This window comes from Mycobacterium ahvazicum (genome assembly GCF_900176255.2).
GTDB classification, from domain to species: domain Bacteria; phylum Actinomycetota; class Actinomycetes; order Mycobacteriales; family Mycobacteriaceae; genus Mycobacterium; species Mycobacterium ahvazicum.
The window spans coordinates 908,021-928,425 of sequence record NZ_FXEG02000003.1 but is presented as its reverse complement, the minus strand read 5'-3'; the positions used below and the strand labels follow the sequence as shown (position 1 = coordinate 928,425).

Annotated in this window: 19 protein-coding genes and 1 other RNA gene; 13 read left to right on the top strand and 7 right to left on the bottom strand. The window is 67.5% G+C overall.

Annotated elements, in window-relative coordinates; all coding sequences use genetic code 11:
• Positions 1–23: 23 nt before the first annotated feature.
• From cobC to MAAFP003_RS17020, 5 genes are read left to right on the top strand one after another with little or no spacing between them, the layout of a single operon-like run.
• Positions 24–1,091: an Rv2231c family histidinol phosphate aminotransferase CobC gene (gene cobC, locus MAAFP003_RS17040; RefSeq protein WP_096288736.1), complete on the top strand. Its 1,068-nt coding sequence runs from the start codon at positions 24–26 to the stop codon at positions 1,089–1,091.
• Positions 1,088–2,224 (top strand): Nif3-like dinuclear metal center hexameric protein, encoded by a 1,137-nt coding sequence (locus MAAFP003_RS17035; protein WP_096288734.1) that lies wholly within the window; start codon positions 1,088–1,090, stop codon positions 2,222–2,224. Before cobC ends, MAAFP003_RS17035 begins: the two co-directional genes overlap by 4 nt.
• On the top strand, positions 2,224–2,961 hold the full coding sequence (locus MAAFP003_RS17030) for a zinc ribbon domain-containing protein (RefSeq protein ID WP_096288732.1): 738 nt from the start codon (positions 2,224–2,226) through the stop codon (positions 2,959–2,961). Before MAAFP003_RS17035 ends, MAAFP003_RS17030 begins: the two co-directional genes overlap by 1 nt.
• On the top strand, positions 2,958–4,097 hold the full coding sequence (locus tag MAAFP003_RS17025; RefSeq protein WP_096288730.1) for a bifunctional RNase H/acid phosphatase: 1,140 nt from the start codon (positions 2,958–2,960) through the stop codon (positions 4,095–4,097). The genes MAAFP003_RS17030 and MAAFP003_RS17025 overlap by 4 nt, the downstream gene beginning before the upstream one ends.
• Before the next feature lie 17 nt (positions 4,098–4,114).
• Complete coding sequence (locus tag MAAFP003_RS17020; protein WP_096288728.1) at positions 4,115–4,705, top strand: TetR-like C-terminal domain-containing protein; 591 nt, start codon at positions 4,115–4,117, stop codon at positions 4,703–4,705.
• Between the two features lie 88 nt (positions 4,706–4,793).
• On the opposite strand, the gene MAAFP003_RS17015 is transcribed toward MAAFP003_RS17020, so the two are convergent.
• Together MAAFP003_RS17015 and MAAFP003_RS17010 are read right to left on the bottom strand one after the other, a co-directional pair.
• Positions 4,794–4,988, bottom strand: coding sequence for a ferredoxin (locus MAAFP003_RS17015; protein ID WP_096288726.1), 195 nt, complete (start codon positions 4,986–4,988; stop codon positions 4,794–4,796).
• The gene (locus MAAFP003_RS17010) at positions 4,985–6,160 is read right to left on the bottom strand and encodes a cytochrome P450 (RefSeq protein WP_096288724.1); all 1,176 of its coding nucleotides are present in this window, start codon (positions 6,158–6,160) and stop codon (positions 4,985–4,987) included. The genes MAAFP003_RS17015 and MAAFP003_RS17010 overlap by 4 nt, the downstream gene beginning before the upstream one ends.
• A gap of 139 nt (positions 6,161–6,299) precedes the next feature.
• Here MAAFP003_RS17010 and rnpB point away from each other — a divergent pair.
• An RNA gene (gene rnpB, locus MAAFP003_RS17005) (RNase P RNA component class A) lies at positions 6,300–6,701 on the top strand.
• An 86-nt stretch (positions 6,702–6,787) separates the two neighbouring features.
• Here the strand turns inward: rnpB and MAAFP003_RS17000 are convergent.
• Both MAAFP003_RS17000 and MAAFP003_RS16995 read right to left on the bottom strand, forming a co-directional pair.
• Positions 6,788–8,353, bottom strand: a complete 1,566-nt coding sequence (locus tag MAAFP003_RS17000; RefSeq protein ID WP_096288722.1) for a CYTH and CHAD domain-containing protein — start codon at positions 8,351–8,353, stop codon at positions 6,788–6,790.
• A gap of 172 nt (positions 8,354–8,525) precedes the next feature.
• On the bottom strand, positions 8,526–8,768 hold the full coding sequence (locus MAAFP003_RS16995) for a hypothetical protein (RefSeq protein WP_096288720.1): 243 nt from the start codon (positions 8,766–8,768) through the stop codon (positions 8,526–8,528).
• 140 nt (positions 8,769–8,908) lie between these two features.
• Here MAAFP003_RS16995 and MAAFP003_RS16990 point away from each other — a divergent pair, with 140 nt between their 5' ends.
• Positions 8,909–9,277, top strand: coding sequence for a heme-binding protein (locus MAAFP003_RS16990; RefSeq protein ID WP_243394086.1), 369 nt, complete (start codon positions 8,909–8,911; stop codon positions 9,275–9,277).
• A 1-nt stretch (position 9,278) separates the two neighbouring features.
• On the opposite strand, the gene panB is transcribed toward MAAFP003_RS16990, so the two are convergent.
• A complete protein-coding gene (gene panB, locus MAAFP003_RS16985; protein WP_096291224.1) occupies positions 9,279–10,130 on the bottom strand; it encodes a 3-methyl-2-oxobutanoate hydroxymethyltransferase in 852 nt (283 codons plus the stop codon).
• Positions 10,131–10,361: 231 nt separating this feature from the next.
• On the opposite strand from panB, the gene MAAFP003_RS16980 reads away from it, so the two are divergent.
• Both MAAFP003_RS16980 and MAAFP003_RS16975 read left to right on the top strand, forming a co-directional pair.
• On the top strand, positions 10,362–11,918 hold the full coding sequence (locus MAAFP003_RS16980) for an alpha/beta hydrolase (protein ID WP_096288718.1): 1,557 nt from the start codon (positions 10,362–10,364) through the stop codon (positions 11,916–11,918).
• A gap of 94 nt (positions 11,919–12,012) precedes the next feature.
• Positions 12,013–13,572, top strand: a complete 1,560-nt coding sequence (locus tag MAAFP003_RS16975; protein ID WP_096288716.1) for an alpha/beta hydrolase — start codon at positions 12,013–12,015, stop codon at positions 13,570–13,572.
• 13 nt (positions 13,573–13,585) lie between these two features.
• Here MAAFP003_RS16975 and MAAFP003_RS28965 read toward each other — a convergent pair whose 3' ends face one another.
• Together MAAFP003_RS28965 and MAAFP003_RS16965 are read right to left on the bottom strand one after the other, a co-directional pair.
• Positions 13,586–13,771: a hypothetical protein gene (locus tag MAAFP003_RS28965; RefSeq protein ID WP_133160868.1), complete on the bottom strand. Its 186-nt coding sequence runs from the start codon at positions 13,769–13,771 to the stop codon at positions 13,586–13,588.
• A gap of 188 nt (positions 13,772–13,959) precedes the next feature.
• Positions 13,960–14,193, bottom strand: a complete 234-nt coding sequence (locus MAAFP003_RS16965; protein WP_096288713.1) for a hypothetical protein — start codon at positions 14,191–14,193, stop codon at positions 13,960–13,962.
• Positions 14,194–14,504: 311 nt separating this feature from the next.
• Between MAAFP003_RS16965 and glnA the strand changes: the two genes are divergently transcribed.
• The 4 genes from glnA to MAAFP003_RS16945 are packed head-to-tail and all read left to right on the top strand — an operon-like array spanning position 14,505 to position 20,379.
• The gene (gene glnA / locus MAAFP003_RS16960; protein ID WP_025735084.1) at positions 14,505–15,845 is read left to right on the top strand and encodes a type I glutamate--ammonia ligase; all 1,341 of its coding nucleotides are present in this window, start codon (positions 14,505–14,507) and stop codon (positions 15,843–15,845) included.
• A 51-nt stretch (positions 15,846–15,896) separates the two neighbouring features.
• Positions 15,897–18,881: a bifunctional [glutamine synthetase] adenylyltransferase/[glutamine synthetase]-adenylyl-L-tyrosine phosphorylase gene (locus tag MAAFP003_RS16955; protein WP_096288711.1), complete on the top strand. Its 2,985-nt coding sequence runs from the start codon at positions 15,897–15,899 to the stop codon at positions 18,879–18,881.
• Positions 18,878–19,522: a PaaI family thioesterase gene (locus MAAFP003_RS16950; protein WP_096288709.1), complete on the top strand. Its 645-nt coding sequence runs from the start codon at positions 18,878–18,880 to the stop codon at positions 19,520–19,522. The genes MAAFP003_RS16955 and MAAFP003_RS16950 overlap by 4 nt, the downstream gene beginning before the upstream one ends.
• Positions 19,519–20,379 (top strand): TIGR03619 family F420-dependent LLM class oxidoreductase, encoded by an 861-nt coding sequence (locus MAAFP003_RS16945; RefSeq protein ID WP_096288707.1) that lies wholly within the window; start codon positions 19,519–19,521, stop codon positions 20,377–20,379. The genes MAAFP003_RS16950 and MAAFP003_RS16945 overlap by 4 nt, the downstream gene beginning before the upstream one ends.
• The last annotated feature ends 26 nt before the right edge of the window (positions 20,380–20,405 follow it).

Here is a 20,405-nt window from a genome sequence, read left to right as displayed (position 1 = left end):
GACGGCGCACTAGTGTTTCACGGATGGCGAGTCCGGACCCGAGCCCGCTGGCGATGGCGCGCTATCACGGTGATGAGGCCGCCGCGCCGGGCATGCTCGATTTCGCCGTCAACGTTCGTCATGCGCAGCCACCGCACTGGTTGATCGAGCGGCTGGCAGCGCGGCTGCCCGACCTGGCGCGCTACCCCGGCATCGAGGACCTGCACCGGGCGCAGGACGCGGTCGCGCGGCGGCACGGCCGGGCCCGCGACGAGGTGCTGCCGCTGGCCGGGGCCGCCGAAGGGTTCGCGCTACTACCCAACCTGCGGCCGGCCCGGGCGGCGCTGATCGCGCCCTCGTTCACCGAGCCGGCCGTCGCCCTGAGCGCGGCCGGTGTGCCGGTGCACCACGTCGTCCTCGAGCCGCCGTTCGGCCTTGACGGAGCCTTTCACGCTCACGGCGTGCCCGAGGACGCCGATCTCGTCGTGGTGGGCAATCCGACCAACCCGACCGGCGTGCTGCACCGCCGCGAGCAGCTGCTGGCGCTGCGCCGGCCCGGGCGGATCCTGGTGGTCGACGAGGCGTTCGCGGATTCGATTCCCGGCGAACCGGAGTCGCTGGCCGCCGACTCGCTGGCCGACGTCCTGGTGCTGCGCAGTCTGACCAAGACCTGGGCGCTGGCCGGATTGCGGGTGGGATATGCGCTGGGTGCCCCAGAGGTGTTGGCGCGGTTGACCTCCCGGCGCGCGCACTGGCCGGTGGGCACGCTGCAACTGACGGCCATCGACGCCTGCTGTGCGGCCGACGCGGTTGCCGACGCGCAAGCCGACGCTGCGCGGCTGATGCTGTTGCGCACCGAGCTGGCGGCCGCTCTGACGGCGGTGGGGGCCGAGGTGGTCGACGGCCGCGCCCCGTTTGTACTGTTCCGCATCCCCGATGCTGTTCGTATGCGAAAAGCATTGCACGACAAGGGTATTGCGGTGCGCCGCGGCGACACGTTCGTCGGCCTCGACGAGAGCTATCTGCGGGTCGCGGTGCGCCGGGAGTGGCCGCTGCTGGTCCAGGCGATCTCGGAGGCCACGCCGGTCTCGAATGGTGGGAGGCAACGGTGAGCGCACGGCTGTCCGACGTCATCGAGGTACTGGACGAGGCCTACCCGCCGCGGCTTGCCCAATCGTGGGATTCGGTTGGTTTGGTGTGCGGGGACCCCGGCGATGAGCTGGATTCGGTGACGATCGCCGTCGATGCCACGCCGGCGGTCGTCGACGAAGTCCCCGAGGGGGGCCTGCTGCTGGCTCATCACCCGCTGCTGTTGCACGGGGTCGACACGGTTGCGGCCAACACGCCCAAGGGCGCGCTGGTGCACCGCCTGATCCGAAGCGGGCGTTCGCTGTTCACCGCGCATACCAACGCCGACTCGGCGTCGCCGGGTGTCTCCGACGCGCTGGCGCACGCTCTTGGTCTCACCGTCGAGGCCGTGCTCGAACCCCTTTCGGAGCCGGCCGATCTCGACAAGTGGGTGATCTACGTGCCGCGCGCGAACGCAGCAGCGGTGCAGGCGGCCGTGTTCGAGGCCGGCGCCGGGCACATCGGCGACTACTCGCACTGCAGCTGGAGCGTCAGCGGTATCGGGCAGTTCCTGCCCCACGACGGCGCCACACCCGCGGTGGGCAGCGTCGGGACCGTCGAGAAGGTGGACGAAGACCGGTTCGAGGTCGTCGCACCGGCGCGGGCCCGCGCGGCCGTGCTGGCCGCGATGCGCGCCGCCCACCCCTACGAGGAGCCCGCGTTCGACGTCTTCGCCCTGGAGCCCGCACCGGGCGAGGCCGGGCTGGGCCGCATCGGCACGCTGGCCCAACCCGAATCGTTGCGCGCCTTCGTCTCCCGCGTCGGTGCCGCGTTGCCGCGGACGTCCTGGGGCGTGCGGGCCGCCGGTGCCCCGGACCGGGTCGTGTCGCGGGTCGCGGTGTGCGGCGGCGCCGGAGATTCGCTGCTGAGCCTTGCTGCCCGCGCCGACGTGCAGGCCTATGTGACCGCCGACCTGCGCCACCATCCGGCCGACGAGCATTGCCGGGGGTCGGACGTGGCGCTGATCGACGTCGCGCACTGGGCCAGCGAATTCCCTTGGTGCACGCAGGCCGCCGAGGTGCTGCGGTCCCGTTTCGGTGCGGACCTGCCGGTACACGTGTCCACCACTCGCACCGACCCCTGGAATATCGGCGACGAAACATGTGGAGATCAATAATGAAAGCCGAAGTAGCACAGCAGCGTTCGCTGCTGGAGTTGTCCGAGCTGGATGCGGAGCTGACCCGGATCGCGCATCGGGCCACTCGTCTGCCGCAGCGCGAGGCCATCGAGCGGATGCGCGCCGAACACGACGCCGCCAATGACCGGCTGGGCGCGGTACGAATCGCGTTGGAGGACTTGGACACTCAGGTGTCACGCTACGAATCGGAGATCGCGGCGGTGCGCCAGCGCGAAGACCGCGACCGGTCGTTGCTGGAGTCGGGGGCTACCGACGCCAAACAGCTGGCGGACCTGCAGCACGAACTGGAAACCCTGATGCGTCGTCAGAGCAGCCTGGAAGATTCGCTGCTGGAAGTCATGGAACGACGCGAGGAGTTGCAGGCCCAGGTGATCGCCGAGCAGGACGCGATGGAGGCATTGCAGGCCGAGCTGGCCGGAGCACAGCAGGGCCTCGACGCCGCGCTGGCCGAAATCGACGAGACCCGCCAGGCGCACGCGTCGCAACGGGACCGGCTGGCCGCGGCGCTGGATCCCGATTTGTCCGCCCTCTACGAGCGGCAGCGGGCCGGGGGAGGACCGGGCGCCGGGCCGCTGCTCGGGCATCGGTGCGGCGCATGCCGGATCGAGATCGACCGGGGCGAGCTGGCCCGGATCTCCGCGGCGGCCGACGACGACGTGGTGCGCTGCCCGGAGTGCGGCGCGATCCTGTTGCGGGTCAAGGGGCCCGGCCAGTGAAGGTCGTCATCGAAGCCGACGGCGGGTCCCGCGGCAATCCCGGGCCGGCTGGCTACGGCGCGGTGGTGCACGCCGAGCACCGCGACACCGTGCTAGCCGAAAGCAAGCAGGCGATCGGCCGAGCGACCAACAACGTCGCCGAATACCGCGGGCTGATAGCCGGTTTGGAAGACGCCGTGCGGCTCGGCGCCAGCGAGGCCGACGTCTACATGGATTCCAAGCTGGTGGTGGAGCAGATGTCGGGGCGATGGAAGGTCAAGCACCCCGACCTGATCGAGTTGCACGCCGAGGCTCGAAAGCTGGCGGTCCGTCTCGAACGGGTCAGCTACACGTGGATACCGCGCGAACGCAACAAGCATGCCGATCGGCTGGCCAACGAAGCGATGGACGCCGCGGCCGAAGTGTGTTCGCAGGAGGCCGAGTCGGCGATCTCCGAGCCGGCGCCAGCCGAATCCACGGTGGCTTCGGACGCGAAATCAGCTGCGGCACAACCATCTTCGCCACCCGGCTGGACCGGAGCGCGCGGCATCCCGACCCGACTGCTGTTGCTGCGGCACGGGCAGACCGCGCTGTCGGTGCAGCGGCGCTATTCGGGGCGCGGCAATCCGGAACTGACCGACCTGGGTCGCCGGCAGGCCCAAGCGGCCGCGCGGTATCTGGCAGCGCGCGGTGGCATCGCCGCGGTGATCTCCTCGCCACTGCAACGCGCCTACGACACCGCGTCCGCGGCGGCCAAGGCGCTGGGCCTGGACGTGACGGTGGACGACGACCTGATCGAGACCGACTTCGGGGGCTGGGAGGGGCTGACGTTCGCCGAGGCCGCCGAACGCGATCCCGACTTACACACCCGCTGGCTGCGCGATACCAGCACGGAGCCGCCGGGCGGCGAGAGCTTCGATGCCGCGGCCGACCGGGTGTATCAGGCGCGCGAGCGAATCCTGGCCAGTCATCCCGGCGCCACGGTGCTGGTCGTCTCGCACGTCACGCCGATCAAGATGTTGCTGCGCCTGGCGCTGGAGGCCGGACCCGAGATCCTGTACAGATTGCACCTTGACCTGGCATCCTTGAGCATCGCCGAGTTCTATTCGGACGGGGCATCTTCGGTGCGACTCGTGAATCAGACCGGCTACCTCTAGCCAATTAGGAGTAGTAGATGTCGCCGGATCAACCACCCGACGGATTGCCGGACGCCGTTCCGGCGGATGTCCGGGCCCAGGTGATGCCGGCGGTGCTCGACGAGTTGGCCCGCTGGGGCGTCGAGCGATTCAGCATCGAGGCACTGGCCGAGCGTCATCGCATCGACGCGGAAATGATTTACCACTACTGGGGCGATCGGCAACGGCTGATCGTCGACGCGGCACTCGCTGATCTCGAGACCTGGGGTGATGTGCCGGACACGGGTTCGTTGCGCGGGGACCTGGAAGCGTTGGCCATCAGCGTCGCCAAGCGCGTCAACACCGAAGTGGGCCGGGCATTTTTGCGGGCTTTGGTGATGGCACCGCGTGGGCGTCATGACGAAGAAACCCGAATGATGTTCTGGCGGGCCCGTTTCGCGGTGGTGCGCCAGATCATCGACCGGGCCAGGCGGCGCGGTGAACTGCGCGACGGAATCACCGCGGTGGCCGCCACCCAGGTTCTTTTGGCGCCCATCAACATTCGCGCGCTGTACTCCGACGCTCTCATCGAAGAGGAATATTGCTCGGCGATCGTCGACCTGGCCTACCACGCGATTGCCCGGCAATAGGCCGCTGCTGGTCGCCGAACGTGCACTGAGAGCGAGATTTGGGCTATTCAACATGAGAGCACGTACGGCGGGCAGCCGGGTGAGTTGGTCAGCGCGACAACGTGATTGCTCGCTCGGGACAGTTTTTCTCACCCACGCCGGCCTGCTCCTCCAGTTCACCCGAGACGTCCTCGACGAGCACCACACAGTGGCCGACGTCGTCGGAGTCGAAGACCTCGGGTGCCAGGCTGTAACAGCGTCCGTGCCCGGTGCACAGGTCGAGGTCGACGGACACCCGACTCATGACACGTCGAAGACCAGCGGCAGTGACTCCACCGATCTCAGTGCGGCCGTGTACGTCAGCTGCGTGCCGGGCTTGATTTCGTAATCCGGTATGCGCCGGTGAAATTCACGCAACGCCACCCGCAGCTCCATCCGGGCCAGGTGAGATCCGAGGCAGCGGTGTGGCCCGCCGCCGAACGCGCGGTGCCGGTTCGGGTTGCGGTTGAAGTCCACCAACTCGGGGTCGGGGAACTCGGCGGGGTCGGTATTGGCGGCGCCGAGCAACGGGCTGACTCGCTCACCCTTGCTGATCGGGCATCCGCCCACCTCGACGTCTTGCATGGCGACACGGGCTACACCGGGAACCGGTGTCTCCCAACGCAACAACTCTTCGACGGCGTGCGGCAGAACATCGGGCTGCTCGACCAGCTGATGACGGTGCTCGGGATGACGCGCCAGATAGACGAAGAAACAGTCCAGCGAGTCGGTGACCGTGTCCAGCCCGGCGATCAGGAACAAAAAGCAGATGTCCAGCAACTCCTCGCGCGACAGCGGCCGGCCCTCCGCGCTCAGGTTCGCCGCGATCATCGCCGACAGCACGTCATCGCGCGGGCTGGCGATGTGGTCGTCGATGGCACGCTCGAAATAGTCGTAGATCTGTTGTGCCACCGGCGCTGAACTCTCGTGGCGGCGGTTGAACCCGGAGTCGCCCTCCGGGCGGATCACGCCGTCCTTCCATTCCAGGAATTTGTCGAGATCTTCCAGCGGCAAGCCGAGCAATTGCAGGAAGACGGTGCAGGGCAGCGGCACCGCGAACTCGGCGTGGAAGTCGCATTCGCCGCGCCCGGCGAAGCGATCGATCATCTCGTTCACCAGCTCGGTGACCTGGGGTTCACGTCGGGCCATTTCCCGCGGAGTGAACAGCGGGTCGAGGACACGGCGGTACTTCGCATGCTCGGGAGGATCGACTTGCAACGGAATCAGCGGTCGAATGTTGCCGAGGTTGACCGCGTCCATGTTCGACGAAAACAGCTCAGTGTGCTTGAGCGCCATCTCGATGTCGGCGAGGCGGCTGAGCACCACCGCCTGCTCCGACCGGAATACCGGGTTCGATTCGCGCAACACCTTGTACATGGGTTGCGGCTCCGCGAGGCCGGTGACCGACTGGTCGACGAATCCTTGCGCTTCTGTCATGCGGTCAGCGTGGCACCAACTTCTTATTTAGGCAATGATTGGAAAATTGAGCAATAGCCCGGCCCGGGTGATCGATCGCCCGCACCGCCGTCGTGCCGCTGGCCAGGAGATTAACCAGCGAGTACCGTGTTCGTGCGGACGAGTTGGCTGGGCGGCCGCGGCTCGTGCTGACGAGTCGAGGAAAGTCCGGACTTCACAGAGCAGGGTGATTGCTAACAGCAATCCGAGGCGACTCGCGGGAAAGTGCCACAGAAAACAAACCGCCACCCTCGCGGTGGTAAGGGTGAAACGGTGCGGTAAGAGCGCACCAGCATCCCGGGTGACCGGGGTGGCTAGGCAAACCCCACCCGAAGCAAGGTCAAGAAGGCCGCACCGAAAGGTGCGGCCGCGCAGGCGATTGAGGGTAGCTCGCCCGAGCCTGCGGGTAGGCCGCTTGAGGCACCCGGCAACGGTGTGTCCAGATGGATGGTCGCCGCCGTGCCGCCGTTGGTTACGCCGCGGCGGTGGGGAACAGAATCCGGCTTACAGGCCAACTCGCCCGCCCCGCCGGGTATTAGCGCGAGACTGAAACTGGCAACACATCGCCCCAGAGGCAGCGTCGCCAGTTACAGACTCGCCCGCCCTTAGTCAGCGCGCTTTCTTCACCGACTTGTCGAGCTTGCGCAGCGCCTCGTCGAGCTGCTGGCGGCAGCTCTCGGCCAGATCCGACTCCTGCTGGTAGAGAAGGCCGTACGTGAAGGTGTCCTCGCCCGCGGCGTGCGCGGCGTCGGCCTGCTGGACCAGGTGATCGCGGCTGACCACGCTGTCCTGGTGGTCGCCGAGCAGCGACTGGATGGCCTTGGCCTGCTTGGAGACGTCGTCCGCCCCGGTCGCCGCGGCGGTGTAGCGAAGTCGCTTGGCGCGCTTACGAATTACGTGCAGCGCCTCGTCGCGATCGTGCTCTTCGTCGTCGTCGGGATCCTCGTCGGTGCCCGCGGCGAGCTGCTCCTCGTGCGCCTGCGCGGCCTGGTCTGCTTCGGCGGCCGCCTTGGCGGCCTTGCGTACCTTCTTGTACGCGGCGTCGATGGTGACCGGCGCCGGCTGCTCACCGGTCGCGGTCGTCGGCGTTTCGGCCACTATCGAATCGAGCGCGTCGAGCAGCCGGAAGTAGCGCTGCGACCGCATCGCGATCAGCGACCGCCGCAGCCCCGACTGGTAGCGGCGCTTGGCGCCCTCGACCAGGCGTTCGCGCACCGGCCCCCGCACCAGCTCCGGTGCCAGCCGGTCCAGCTCCTGCTCGTAGCGCTGCGCAAGCACCTCGGCGTCGCGCGCCACGCCCAGGACACCGGCGAGCTCGCGCAGCTCGTCGAGGACCCAGGCGTGGGTGTCCTCGGACAATCCCGCTTGGGCGTCCTTGAGCAGACTGCGGATTTTGCGGGTGGTGACCCGCATCTGGTGCACGGAGTCGAAGACGTCGGCGCGCACCGCGCGGTCCCACACCACCAGCTCGTCGATTTGCTCGGCGATCGCCCGCTGCACCGGATCGTCCGGCGGCTCAGACCCGTTGGTCGGCAACGTTGTACCGAGCACCCGCGCCAGCTTGGACGCATGATTCGCGGGTTCGCCGCCGGCATCCAGCAGCCGGTTACTCAGCCGGCTCAGCAGTTCGGTGTCGGCGGCCCCACGGGATTCGTCGAGCTCGAGCTCCCATTCCCGCCACTCCTGGACGACGGGCTCCGAGTCGGGGCTATCGCTCGAATTGGCCGACCAGGCGCGGACATGGTCGTTGCTGAACTCCGCGAACGGCGCGCCCTCGGTGCCGTACAGCACCTGGCTTTCGCGCTGAGTCGTGATTCGGGCAACGGGTCGCAGCGGCCGGTCACGGACGATCGCCAGCACCACGTCCAGCAATTCGCTGGGCACGGTCTCGTCGTCCGCGGAGCCCAGCGGCATGCGGATCTCGGTGCGGGCGTCGGGCCCGGCCGGCAACTTCAGGTGCCAGCCGGCGTCGTGGCCGCCGGTGCGGCGACGCAGTGTGATCTTGTTGCGGGCGAGGTCCTGCGTCGGCGTATCGAAGTACATCGCGTCCAGCGATTGCGTCGGCAACGTCTCCACCCGGGCCACCGTCGCGATGCCTTCGAACGACGGTGTGACCGTCGAATCGAGGACGTCGAACTTGCGCTCGACCTCCAGATGACGCGAGGTTTCTGGCATTTTTTCGGCTCCATAGGGGGTCGCGCCGACGCGGCATTACACGGTCATCGACGCTCGTAGCTGGTTACCCATAGGGTGCCACACCACACTTGCACCGCCGGCAGCGATCGTTGCTGCGGCGTGTCCGCGACCACTGGCCTGGGCGGACGGATACGTCCCGCCGCGCGATCGACTACGGGGGCGGGGGAGGCGGCGGAGTGTCCTCCGGCATCGGCGCGTAATCCGTCGGCGGCGGTACGTAGCGCTGGATCGCGTCGCCGACGTTGGCGCAACCGCTGACCGACACGCGTCGTCCGGCGCCGACACAGACCGTGGCGTGGGCCTGCCCGGCAGATCCCGTCGCGACAACAATTCCGGGAATTGGCATCATCGCCAACACTGCCAGCAGTGTCCCGATCCAGCGGCGCCGATTCATTTCGCAAGCATATCGGCCCTGGCGGCCATGCGGCGGGGTTTCGCTTCTTTGCCACATGAATGGATTTCGTCCATGGAATCGCCGAAACCGCTTATGGTTTGCGTGCGGGTAGGTATCGATACCTGACGGAGGAGCTAACGATGGTGTTTTTGGCGCTCGCCACTTCGCGCGCGGTTGTCGGCGGAATTGCCGCCGGCGCTATCAGCGGTGCAATGCTTTTCGCTGCCATGGGCTCGGCTCAAGCGGACCCGGAACCGGGGCCGCTGCCGCCGAACTGCACGGCAGCCGATCTCGCCCAGGTTTCCTCGGGGGTTGCCGCGGCGACGTCGGTGTATCTGTTCACTCACCCGGACGTCAACGCGTACTTCACCAGCCTGAAAGGCCAGCCGCGGAGCGAGATTGGCGATCAGGTCAAGCAGTACATGGACGCCAACCCGCAGACGCACGCCGACCTCGAAGCAATTCGGCAGCCGCTGACCGACTTCAAGATTCGATGCCAAATGCAGTAGCTCAGAAGCAGTGTTCGTCGGCGGGGAAAACGCCGCCGGCCACTTCTTCCGCGTATTGAATGGCGGCCCGGCGGAATTCGTCGCCGACGTCGGCGAATCGCTTGACGAATCGTGCCGACTTGCCGCTGCTCATGCCGGCCATGTCTTGCCAGACCAGCACCTGCGCGTCGCAGTTTGGTCCGGCGCCGATCCCGACGGTCGGGATGGTCAGCTTGCCGGTGATCTGGGTGGCCAATTCGGCGGGCACCATTTCCATCACGACGGAGAAGGCGCCGGCCTCGGCCACGGCGATCGCATCGTGCACGGTCTGTTCGGCCGCGTCGCCGCGGCCCTGAACCTTGAAGCCGCCCAGGCTATTGACGCTTTGCGGGGTGAAGCCGATGTGGGCCATCACCGGGATGCCGGCCGCGGTCAGGCACGCGATCTGCTCGGCGACCCGCTCGCCGCCCTCGAGCTTGACGGCATGCGCGCCGCCTTCCTTCATGAAGCGGGTGGCGGCGGCCAGTGCGGCGGCTGGCCCGGCCTCATAGCTGCCGAACGGCAGGTCGGCGACGACGAGGGCGTGTGGGGCGCCCCGGACAACGCCGCGAACCAGCGGGATCAGCTCGTCGATCGAGACGGGCACCGTGGTGTCGTAGCCGTACACGACGTTGGCCGCCGAGTCGCCTACCAGCAAGACCGGGATGCCGGCCTCGTCGAAAACGCGCGCCGTCGAATAGTCGTAGGCCGTGAGCATGGCCCACTTGTGGCCTTCGGTCTTCATTTTCTGTAAATGATGGGTGCGGATTTTGATGCGGGGCGCCTTGGCGGCTTCGCCCGCCGCGTTCGCACCGTAAACGTGCTGCTCAGACATCATTGTCCCTAAATGGTGGTCGGGTCGATCCTCGTGGCCGTGATAGGTCCCCGGGTTCGTCTGACGTGCGCTATTCTGCCATCTCTTCGGGGCGGTTGCACCGTCGCGGGAGTGTGAAACGTGCCATTACGCGCGCGGGCGAGTTCCTGGTGGCCCGGAATAACCACTGGTAGCCGACCTACCGCGGCCGCTCACGAAAGTCTCAGGTTCTCTCTGGCAGCATGTGTTGGCATGAGTCTGACTCGCCGCGACACGGTCGCGCGCATGCTGGTGGTCTCGACAGCGATCGCTGCCGTGGCGCTGCTGCTGGGGGGCTGCATACGCGTTGTCGCCGGACATCCGCTGATGGCGGGCCCGAAATTGGGGCAGCCCGTGGAGTGGACGCCGTGCCGGGTCGTCAGCGGATCGGTGAAGCTTCCCGGCGGCGCCATGTGCGGCAAGCTCGCCGTGCCGGTCGACTACGACCAACCGGGCGGCGACGTCGCGACGCTGGCGATGATTCGCTTCCCGGCGACGGGCGACAAGCTGGGCTCGCTGGTGATCAACCCCGGCGGCCCCGGCGAATCCGGCATCGAGGCCGCGCTCGGCGTCGTCCAGACGTTGCCCAAGCGGGTCCGCGAGCGGTTCGACCTGGTCGGGTTCGACCCGCGGGGCGTGGGGTCGTCGCGTCCTGCGATCTGGTGTAACTCCGATGCCGACAACGACCGGTTGCGCACCGAGCCGAACGTCGACTACAGCCCGGCCGGCGTCTCGCATATGGAGGACGAGACCAAGCAGTTCGTCGGCCGCTGCCTCGACAAGATGGGCAAGGACTTTCTGGCCAACGTCGGAACCGTCAACGTCGCCAAGGATCTGGACGCCATCCGCGCGGCCCTCGGTGACGACAAGCTGACCTACCTGGGCTACTCGTACGGCACCCGGATCGGGTCCGCCTACGCCGAGGCCTTCCCGCAAAAAGTGCGGGCGATGATCCTCGACGGCGCCGTCGACCCCAACGCCGACCCGATCGAGGCCGATCTGCGTCAGGCCAAGGGATTTCAGGACGCCTTCAACAATTACGCCGCCGACTGCGCCAAGCAGGCGGCCTGCCCGCTGGGTACCGACCCGTCCAAGGCCGTCGACGTCTACCACAGCCTGATCGACCCGATGGTCGACCCGAACAATCAACTCGTCGGCAGGCCGATCCCGACCAAGGACCCGCGCGGGTTGAGCTACAGCGACGCCGTCGTGGGCACGATCATGGCGCTCTATTCACCGACGCTGTGGCATCACCTGACCGACGGCCTCAGGGAGCTGACCGACAACCACGGCGACACGATGCTGGCCCTGGCCGACATGTACATGCGCCGCGATCAGAAGGGGCACTACTCCGACGCCACCGATGCGCGGGTCGCGATCAACTGCGTCGACCAGCCGCCAATTACGGACCGTGCCAAGGTAATCGACGAAGATCGCCGCTCCCGCGAGATCGCCCCGTTCATGAGCTACGGCAAGTTCACCGGTGATGCGCCGCTGGGCACCTGCGCGTTCTGGCCGGTGCCGCCGACCAGCAAGCCGCACTCGGTGTCGGCGCCGGGCCTCGCCCCGACCGTCGTGGTGTCAACCACGCACGATCCGGCGACGCCGTACAAGGCCGGCGTAGATCTGGCCAACCAGCTGCGCGGCTCGTTGCTCACCTTCGACGGCACTCAGCACACGGTCGTGTTCCAGGGCGACAGCTGCGTCGACGACTATGTGACGGCGTATCTGATCGGCGGCACCACCCCGCCGAGCGGCGCGAAGTGCTAGTGGCACCCGAAGCTGATTCGCCGTCGCGACGCGCCGGGCCCGAGACCAAGGCGTGACCGATTCGCGCCGTCACAGGTACCGAAGGCTGCGACGATTGACAGCCATGTCGCGCCTGAGATCGCTGAGTTCGGCGCTGCTGTCGTTAGGTCTCCTGGTTGCCGTCCAGCCGGCGCTGCCTGTGGCCGGCGCAACACCGGAGCCCGGTGCCGGCCAGACCCCGAACCCGACGCCGCCGGTCGCGGCGTCGCCGGTGAACTGGGGTAGTTGCAGCCAGATTCTCACCGACAGCAGCGAGGTCCCCACCGCACAGTGCACCACCGTGTCGGTCCCGATTGATTACAGCAATCCCACTGGGGCACAAGCGAAGTTGGCGGTGATTCGAGTGCCTGCGACGGGCCAGCGGATTGGGTCGCTGTTGGTCAATCCGGGCGGACCCGGCGGGTCGGCCGTCGACATGGTGGCCGGGATGGCGCCGGATCTGCAGAACAGCGACATCACCCGGCACTTCGATCTGGTCGGGTTCGATCCGCGCGGCGTCGGGCACTCCACCCCCGCGTTGCGCTGCCGCACCGATGCCGAGTTCGACGCCTACCGCACCGAACCGATGGTCGATTACAGCCCGACGGGCGTGGCGCACATCGAGCAGATCTACCGGCAACTGGCGCAGGAATGCGTGAGCCGGATGGGCAAGGACTTCCTGGCCAACACGGGCACCGCGTCCGTCGCGCGCGACATGGACATGGTGCGTCAGGCGCTGGGCGACGAGCAGATCAACTATCTCGGCTTCAGCTACGGCACCGAGCTGGGCACCACCTACCTCGAGCATTTCGCCGACCACGTGCGCACGATGGTGCTCGACGGCGCCATCGACCCGACCGTCGACCCGATCCAGGAGAACATCAGCCAGACCGCAGGATTCCAAACCGCTTTCAACGACTACGCCGCGGATTGCGCGCGCTCACCGGCATGCCCACTGGGCACCGATCCGACCCAGTTCGTCAACCGCTACCACGCACTGATCGACCCGCTCGTCGCCAAGCCGGGACGCACGTCGGACCCGCGCGGCTTGAGCTATGCCGACGCGACCACCGGGACGATCAACGCGCTTTACACCCCGCAGCATTGGAAGTACCTGACCAGCGGCCTGCTCGGGTTGCAGCGCGGCAGCGACGCGGGCGACCTGCTGCTGCTCGCTGACGACTACCAGGGCCGCGACAAGCAGGGGCACTACGACAACGACCAGGACGCGTTCAACGCCATCCGGTGTGTCGATGCGCCGGCGCCGACGGATCCCGCCACCTGGGTAGCCGCCGATCAGCAGATCCGCCAGGCCGCGCCGTTCCTCAGCTACGGGCAGTTCACCGGCAACGCCCCGCGCGACCTGTGCGGCCTGTGGCCGGTGCCCGCGTCGTCCGCACCGCATCCCGCCCCGGCGATGCCGCTCGGCAAGGTCGTCGTGGTCTCCACCACGCACGATCCGGCCACCCCGTATCAGGCGGGCGTGAGCTTGGCCCGCCAGCTAGGTGCGCCGCTGATCACCTTCGACGGGACGCAGCACACCGCGGTCTTCGGCGGAAACCAATGTGTGGACGGCACCGTGATGCGCTATTTCGTAACGGGCACACCGCCGCCGGCATTGCATTGCCAACCCTGAGCCGATCTACCGATCAGCGACCCTGAGCGTCCTGAAGCCCGCGGTTGATGTGCTCTTCGGCAAACGGGCTGCGGTCAGGGGTGGGCGCTTGGCAGCTGCATTGGAGCTGATTGAACGCGGGGTCGGCGGCAGCAGGCGCTGCCAGCCCGACGGCGGTGCCGAGAACGAGGGCGAAACCCGCCACTACTTTGCTGATCATTCCTAGCCTCTCTGCTGGGGGCGTAGCTGCCCTGATTAGCCCCTGACTAGCCAAGGTGACAGCCGCAAAGGCGGCGGACAAGCGACACTGCCGGGCGCAGGCCGGATTCATACGAATTCGCCGCACCGCCGGAATTCAGATAAATCAGTGGCGTTTCCGGCGCGACGACCAATAGCCTGTCCGCGGCCTCACCTGTTGAGCGCGTCTTGCAGGCCTTGATTGATCCGGTCCTCGGTCGTCTGACCCGGCGCGGGCGGCGGCGTCTGGCAGGTGCAGCTGAGGTCGTTGAACGCGGGGTCCGCCACGAGCGCCTGGCTCGGGCCTGGTCCGAGAGCGACTCCGAGACCGATAGCGGTGACGGCGAGAAGTTTGGTGATCACGTTCAGTACCTCCTGCTGATGCCTCTTACGGCGTGTAACCACTTTAACAGGTTACGTATTTCGGACGAACAACGGTAACCGCACCAGTCGGTTACGGATTTGCTGGGCGTCATGGCAGGGTCGCCCAGCCCCGGTGTTGCTCTTGGGGCCCGACGGTACGGATCCGCGGCTGAGCCGACACTGAGGAATCATCGGAATTCGGCCGGTTGCGGGCGACACGCCAGGCGTCGCGCAGCGGTGGTGTCCGCCGGAGCGTCCGATGGGGGTGTTTGCGCTGGTGGCTGTAACAACGGTGCCGAGCACTAAGCACCCGTGTAACACGGAATTAACAGCAATTGCCTACTGTTCGACGTATGGATCGACAGAAGGAATTCGTCCTCCGCACGCTGGAGGAACGGGACATTCGCTTCGTCCGGTTGTGGTTCACGGACGTGCTCGGCTACCTGAAGTCGGTCGCCATCGCCCCGGCCGAGCTGGAGGGGGCTTTCGAGGAAGGCATCGGCTTCGACGGGTCCTCGATCGAAGGGTTTTCGCGCGTCTCGGAGTCCGACACCGTGGCCAACCCCGACCCGTCGACCTTCCAGGTGCTGCCGTGGGCCTCGCCCAGCGGCCATCACCACTCGGCGCGGATGTTCTGCGACATCACGATGCCGGACGGCTCCCCGTCCTGGGCCGATCCGCGCCACGTACTGCGTCGGCAGCTGCAGAAGGCCAACGACCTTGGTTTCTCCTGCTACGTGCACCCGGAAATCGAATTCTTCTTGCTGAAGCCCGGCCCCAACGACGGAACTCCGCCGGTGCCGGTCGACAACGCCGGCTACTTCGACCAGGCGATCCACGATTCCGCGTCCAACTTCCGCCGGCATGCCATCGAGGCGCTCGAGTTCATGGGCATCTCGGTGGAGTTCAGTCACCACGAGGGTGCGCCCGGCCAGCAGGAGATCGACCTGCGATTCGCCGACGCGTTGTCCATGGCCGACAACGTGATGACGTTCCGCTACGTCATTAAAGAAGTCGCGATCGAAAATGGCGCGCGGGCGTCGTTCATGCCCAAGCCGTTCGGCGAACACCCGGGCTCGGCCATGCACACCCACATGAGCCTGTTCGAGGGCGACGTCAACGCCTTCCACAGCCCGGACGACCCGCTGCAGCTCTCGGATGTGGGCAAGTCGTTCATCGCCGGGATTCTCGAGCACGCCTCGGAGATCAGCGCGGTCACCAACCAATGGGTCAACTCCTACAAGCGTCTGGTGCATGGCGGCGAGGCGCCCACCGCGGCGTCCTGGGGCGCGGCCAACCGGTCCGCTCTGGTACGGGTGCCGATGTACACCCCGCACAAGACGTCGTCGCGGCGCATCGAAGTCCGCAGCCCCGACTCGGCGTGCAACCCATATCTGGCCTTCGCCGTGTTGCTGGCCGCCGGACTGCGCGGGGTGGAGAAGGGCTACGTGCTCGGTCCGCAGGCCGAGGACAACGTCTGGGACCTCACCCCCGAAGAGCGCCGCACGATGGGCTACCGCGAGCTGCCCACCAGCCTCGACAGCGCATTGCACGCCATGGAGGCCTCCGAGCTCGTCGCGGAAACGTTGGGGGAGCACGTCTTTGACTTCTTCCTGCGCAACAAGCGCACGGAGTGGGCGAACTATCGCAGTCACGTCACGCCCTACGAGCTGAGCACCTACCTGTCGCTGTAGCTCACAGAGGCCGCCGGTTGGTCTGAGAGATCGGCAGCTTGCGCTACCGTTTTGGTCGTGACCAGACCCACGACCGAGCGCCCGCGGCTGCCCAGCGTCGGGCGGCTCGGTTTGGTCGATCCACCCGCCGGTGACCGCCTGGCACAACTGGGCTGGACGGCACACGACGACAAGGCGCACGTCGACCTGTTGTGGTCGTTGTCGCGAGCACCCGATCCAGACGCCGCGTTGCGGGCATTGGTTCGGCTCTCGGAGAACCCCGACACCGGATGGGACGAGCTCAACGCCGCACTGCTCGGCGAGCGCAGTTTGCGCGGCCGACTGTTCTCGGTGCTGGGCTCGTCGCTGGCCCTCGGCGACCATCTGGTCGCAAACCCGAAGTCGTGGAAGCTGCTGCGGGGCAAGGTGAAACTGCCGACGCGCGACGAGCTGCACGAAGCGTTCATCGGGTGCGTCGAAGACGCGCTGGCCGTGCCGAACTCGGTAGTGCCACGGTTGGCCACGTTGTACCGCGACCATCTGCTGGTGCTGGCGGCACTCGACCTGGCGGCGACGGTCGAGGACGAGCCGGTGGTGCCGTTCACCGTGGTCGGCGCCCAGCTGTCCGACACCGCCGACGCCGTGCTGGCGGCCTCGCTGCGGGTTGCCGAGGCGACCGTGTGCGGCGACAAGGCGCCGCCGCGGCTGGCGGTGATCGCGATGGGCAAATGCGGTGCCCGCGAACTGAACTACGTCAGCGACGTCGACATCATTTTCGTCGCCGAGCAGGCCGACTCGCTGTCCACCCGGGTGGCCACCGAAATGATGCGGGTCGCGTCGACCGCATGCTTCCAAGTCGATGCCGGCCTGCGCCCGGAGGGCCGCAGCGGTGAGCTGGTCCGCACGGTCGAATCGCACGTCGCCTACTACAAGCGCTGGGCGAAGACGTGGGAGTTCCAGGCGCTGCTGAAAGCCCGCGCCGCCGTGGGCGATGCCGAACTGGGCAAGCGTTACCTCGACGAGTTGATGCCGATGGTCTGGATCGCCTGCGAGCGCGAGGACTTCGTGGTCGAGGTGCAGGCCATGCGCCGGCGCGTCGAGCAGCTGGTGCCGTCCGAGGTCCGCGCTCGCGAGCTCAAGCTCGGCAGTGGGGGACTGCGCGACGTCGAGTTCGCCGTGCAGCTACTGCAGTTGGTGCACGGCCGCGGCGACGAGTCCCTGCACGTGGCCTCCACGGTCGACGCGCTGGCCGCGTTGGGCGAGGGTGGTTACGTCGGCCGCGAGGATGCCGCGAACCTGACCGCCTCCTATGAGTTTCTGCGGCTGCTCGAACACCGGCTGCAGCTGCAGCGGCTCAAGCGCACGCACCTGCTGCCGGAGGCCGACGACGAGGAGGCGGTGCGCTGGCTGGCGCGCGCGGCCCACATCCGCCCGGACGGCCGCCACGACGCGGCCGGCGTGCTGCGCGAGGAGCTCAAGCACCAGAACGTGCGGGTGTCCCAGCTGCACGCCAAGCTCTTCTACCAGCCGCTGCTGGAGTCGATCGGGCCGCCCGGCCTGGAGATCTCGCACGGCATGACGTCGGAAGCCGCCGAGCGCCAGCTGGCCGCACTGGGCTATGAGGGGCCGCAAACCGCGCTGAAACACATGTCGGCGTTGGTGAACCAAAGCGGCCGGCGCGGCCGGGTGCAGTCGGTGCTGCTGCCCCGGCTGCTGAACTGGATGTCGTACACGCCGGATCCCGACGCCGGACTGCTGGCCTACCGCCGTCTGTCCGAGGCGCTGGCGTCGGAGACCTGGTACCTGTCCACGCTGCGCGACAAGCCCGCGGTGGCCAGGCGGCTGATGAACGTACTGGGCACTTCCACCTACGTGCCGGACCTGTTGATGCGCGCGCCGAGGGTGATTCAGGACTACGGCGACGGGCCGGCCGGGCCGAAGCTGCTCGAAACCGAGCCCGCCGCGGTGGCGCGCGCGCTGGTCGCCTCCGCGGCCCGGCACCACGACCCGGTACGCGCCATCGCCGCCGCGCGCACCCTGCGACGCCGGGAGCTGGCCCGCATCGGGTCGGCCGACCTGCTCGGCATGCTCGAGGTTCGGGACGTGTGCCAGGCGCTCACGTCGGTCTGGGTGGCCGTGCTGCAGGCGGCCCTGGACGCGCTGACCCGGGCCAACATGCCCGAAGACGGCAAGGCGCCGGCGACGATTTCGGTTATCGGCATGGGCAGGCTGGGCGGCGCCGAACTGGGTTACGGCTCCGACGCCGATGTGATGTTCGTGTGCGAACCGGCCAGTGGCGTCGAGGATTCCGCGGCGGTCAAGTGGGCGACGCCGATCGCCGAGCAGGTTCGCACGCTGCTGGGGACGCCCAGCGTCGACCCTCCGCTGGAAGTCGACGCCAATCTGCGACCCGAGGGTCGCAGCGGCGCGCTGGTCCGGACCCTGGGCTCCTATACCGCCTACTACGACCAGTGGGCCCAGCCGTGGGAGATCCAGGCGCTGCTGCGTGCGCACGCGGTGGCCGGCGACCCTGATCTGGGCCAGCGCTTCATGCTGATGGCCGACAAGACCCGCTATCCACCTGACGGTGTGTCCGCCGAGGCGGTGCACGAGATCCGCCGGATCAAGGCCCGTGTCGAGTCGGAACGATTGCCGCGCGGCGCCGACCCCAAGACGCACACCAAGCTGGGCCGCGGGGGACTGGCCGACATCGAATGGACGGTGCAGCTGCTGCAACTGCAGCACGCGCACGAGATCCCGGCACTGCACAACACCTCGACGCTGGAATCGCTCGACGTCATCGCCGAGACGGGGCTGGTTCCCGCCGACGAGGTGGAGCTGCTGCGGCTGGCGTGGCTGACCGCCACCCGGGCGCGCAACGCCCTGGTGCTGGTGCGGGGCAAGCCGACCGACCAACTACCGGGGCCCGGACGTCAGCTCAATGCGGTCGCGGTCGCGGCGGGCTGGCACAACGATGATGGAAGTGAGTTCTTGGACAACTATTTGCGGGTGACGCGACGTGCAAAAGCGGTGGTGCGCAAGGTGTTCGGGAGTTGAGTCAGGGAGCCGGCGCGTTCGAGGCAATGTTCGAGGTGCTCAGCACCGCAGAGGCTGATCGGTTGACGGGTCGCTACGCGCCGTTGGCCGACGCGGTTCGTGAGCTCATCGACGCCACCATCCGCACCGAGGCCGACGCCGACGTCGTCGCCAAGGCGCGCAACGAGATCGAGGCTGTGACCCGGTTGCTGCGCGAACGGACCCGGCCGGTCGGCGTCAACTTTCGGGTGGATGGCCGTCCGCTGCCGTTGGGCAACGCCGTCGTCGGTGCGTGCAACCCGATCGCGCCGCCGGTGGTCGTCCAACACGACGGAGACGGGCGCTGCCACAGCGAGTTCGTGCTGGGAACCGCCTACGAGGGCCCGCCCGGTCTGGTGCACGGTGGCGTCAGCGCACTGGTGCTCGACCACATGCTCGGCGAGGCGGCCAGCGACGGATTGTCCAAGGCGCGTTTCACCGGAACTATCAGCGTGAAGTACCTGCGCGGCACCCCGTTGGGCCCGCTGCGTTGCGATGCCTGGATCGACCGCGCCCAGGGCGTCAAAGTCTTTGCAAAGGGCACTATTTCGGATGCGAAAGGGGTGACCGTGCAGGCCGACGGCATCTTCATCGAACCGGCGTGGGCGCGGGACGGCCAATGAAGTTCTACGTCAGCAGTGCGTTTTTGAACACCCGGGAGATCGTCGAGATCGCCAAGGCCGCCGACGAACTCGGCTACGACGGTATCGGTATACCCGACCATGTGGTGAACCTGGAGACCCTCGAGACGCCGTACCCGTACACCAAAGACGGGCAACGGCGCTGGCAGCCGTTTACGGATTGGCTGGACCCCTGGGTGCTGGCCGGCGCGCTGGCCCAGGTCACCACCCGGCTGCGGTTCGTTACCACGGTCTACATCCCCGCGATGCGCAATCCGTACTCGGCGGCCAAAGCCATTGGCACCGCGGCTGTCTTGGCGTCGGGGCGCCTCGAGCTCGGCATCGGAGTCGGCTGGTGCCGTGAGGAATTCGCGCTGATGGGCGAACAATTCGACCGCCGCGGCAAGCGCACCGACGAGATGATCGAATTGATGCGCGCGCTGTGGTCGCCGGGCTGGACGGAGTTCGACGGCGAGTTCTACCAGACGCCGCGTCTGGAGATGCAGCCGACTCCGCCGTCGATACCCGTCTACGTCGGCGGGCTCAGCGATGCCGCATTGCGCCGGGCCGCGCGCAACGACGGTTGGATCGGCGACCTGATCAAGACCGAGCATGCCATCGAGGCGGTCGGGAAGCTGCGCGAACTGCGCGCCCAAAATGGTTTGACGATGCGCGATTTCACCATTCTCACGCCGCTGACCGACGCCTTCACCACCGCCGACTACCAACGCGTCGCGGATGCCGGTATCACCGGCATCATCACGATGCCGTGGATGTTCTACTCCGGACCCGAGGCGACGCTCGACGACAAGATCGACGGCCTGCAGCGCTTCCGCAAGGATCTCGCGCTCGACGGCTAGACGGTGAGTTCGGTCGCGGCCATACT

Bases quoted from the DNA above. Each gene is read 5' to 3' on its own strand.
- panB (WP_096291224.1), bottom strand. From the start codon at position 10,130: ATGTCTGAGCAGCACGTTTACGGTGCGAACGCGGCGGGCGAAGCCGCC.
- MAAFP003_RS17010 (WP_096288724.1), bottom strand. From the start codon at position 6,160: ATGACAGAAGCGCAAGGATTCGTCGACCAGTCGGTCACCGGCCTCGCG.
- MAAFP003_RS17000 (WP_096288722.1), bottom strand. From the start codon at position 8,353: ATGCCAGAAACCTCGCGTCATCTGGAGGTCGAGCGCAAGTTCGACGTC.
- MAAFP003_RS28965 (WP_133160868.1), bottom strand. From the start codon at position 13,771: ATGATCAGCAAAGTAGTGGCGGGTTTCGCCCTCGTTCTCGGCACCGCC.
- MAAFP003_RS16945 (WP_096288707.1), top strand. From the start codon at position 19,519: ATGAAGTTCTACGTCAGCAGTGCGTTTTTGAACACCCGGGAGATCGTC.
- cobC (WP_096288736.1), top strand. From the start codon at position 24: ATGGCGAGTCCGGACCCGAGCCCGCTGGCGATGGCGCGCTATCACGGT.
- MAAFP003_RS17030 (WP_096288732.1), top strand. From the start codon at position 2,224: ATGAAAGCCGAAGTAGCACAGCAGCGTTCGCTGCTGGAGTTGTCCGAG.
- MAAFP003_RS16995 (WP_096288720.1), bottom strand. From the start codon at position 8,768: ATGAATCGGCGCCGCTGGATCGGGACACTGCTGGCAGTGTTGGCGATG.
- glnA (WP_025735084.1), top strand. From the start codon at position 14,505: ATGGATCGACAGAAGGAATTCGTCCTCCGCACGCTGGAGGAACGGGAC.
- MAAFP003_RS17015 (WP_096288726.1), bottom strand. From the start codon at position 4,988: ATGAGTCGGGTGTCCGTCGACCTCGACCTGTGCACCGGGCACGGACGC.
- MAAFP003_RS17020 (WP_096288728.1), top strand. From the start codon at position 4,115: ATGTCGCCGGATCAACCACCCGACGGATTGCCGGACGCCGTTCCGGCG.
- MAAFP003_RS16990 (WP_243394086.1), top strand. From the start codon at position 8,909: ATGGTGTTTTTGGCGCTCGCCACTTCGCGCGCGGTTGTCGGCGGAATT.
- MAAFP003_RS16980 (WP_096288718.1), top strand. From the start codon at position 10,362: ATGAGTCTGACTCGCCGCGACACGGTCGCGCGCATGCTGGTGGTCTCG.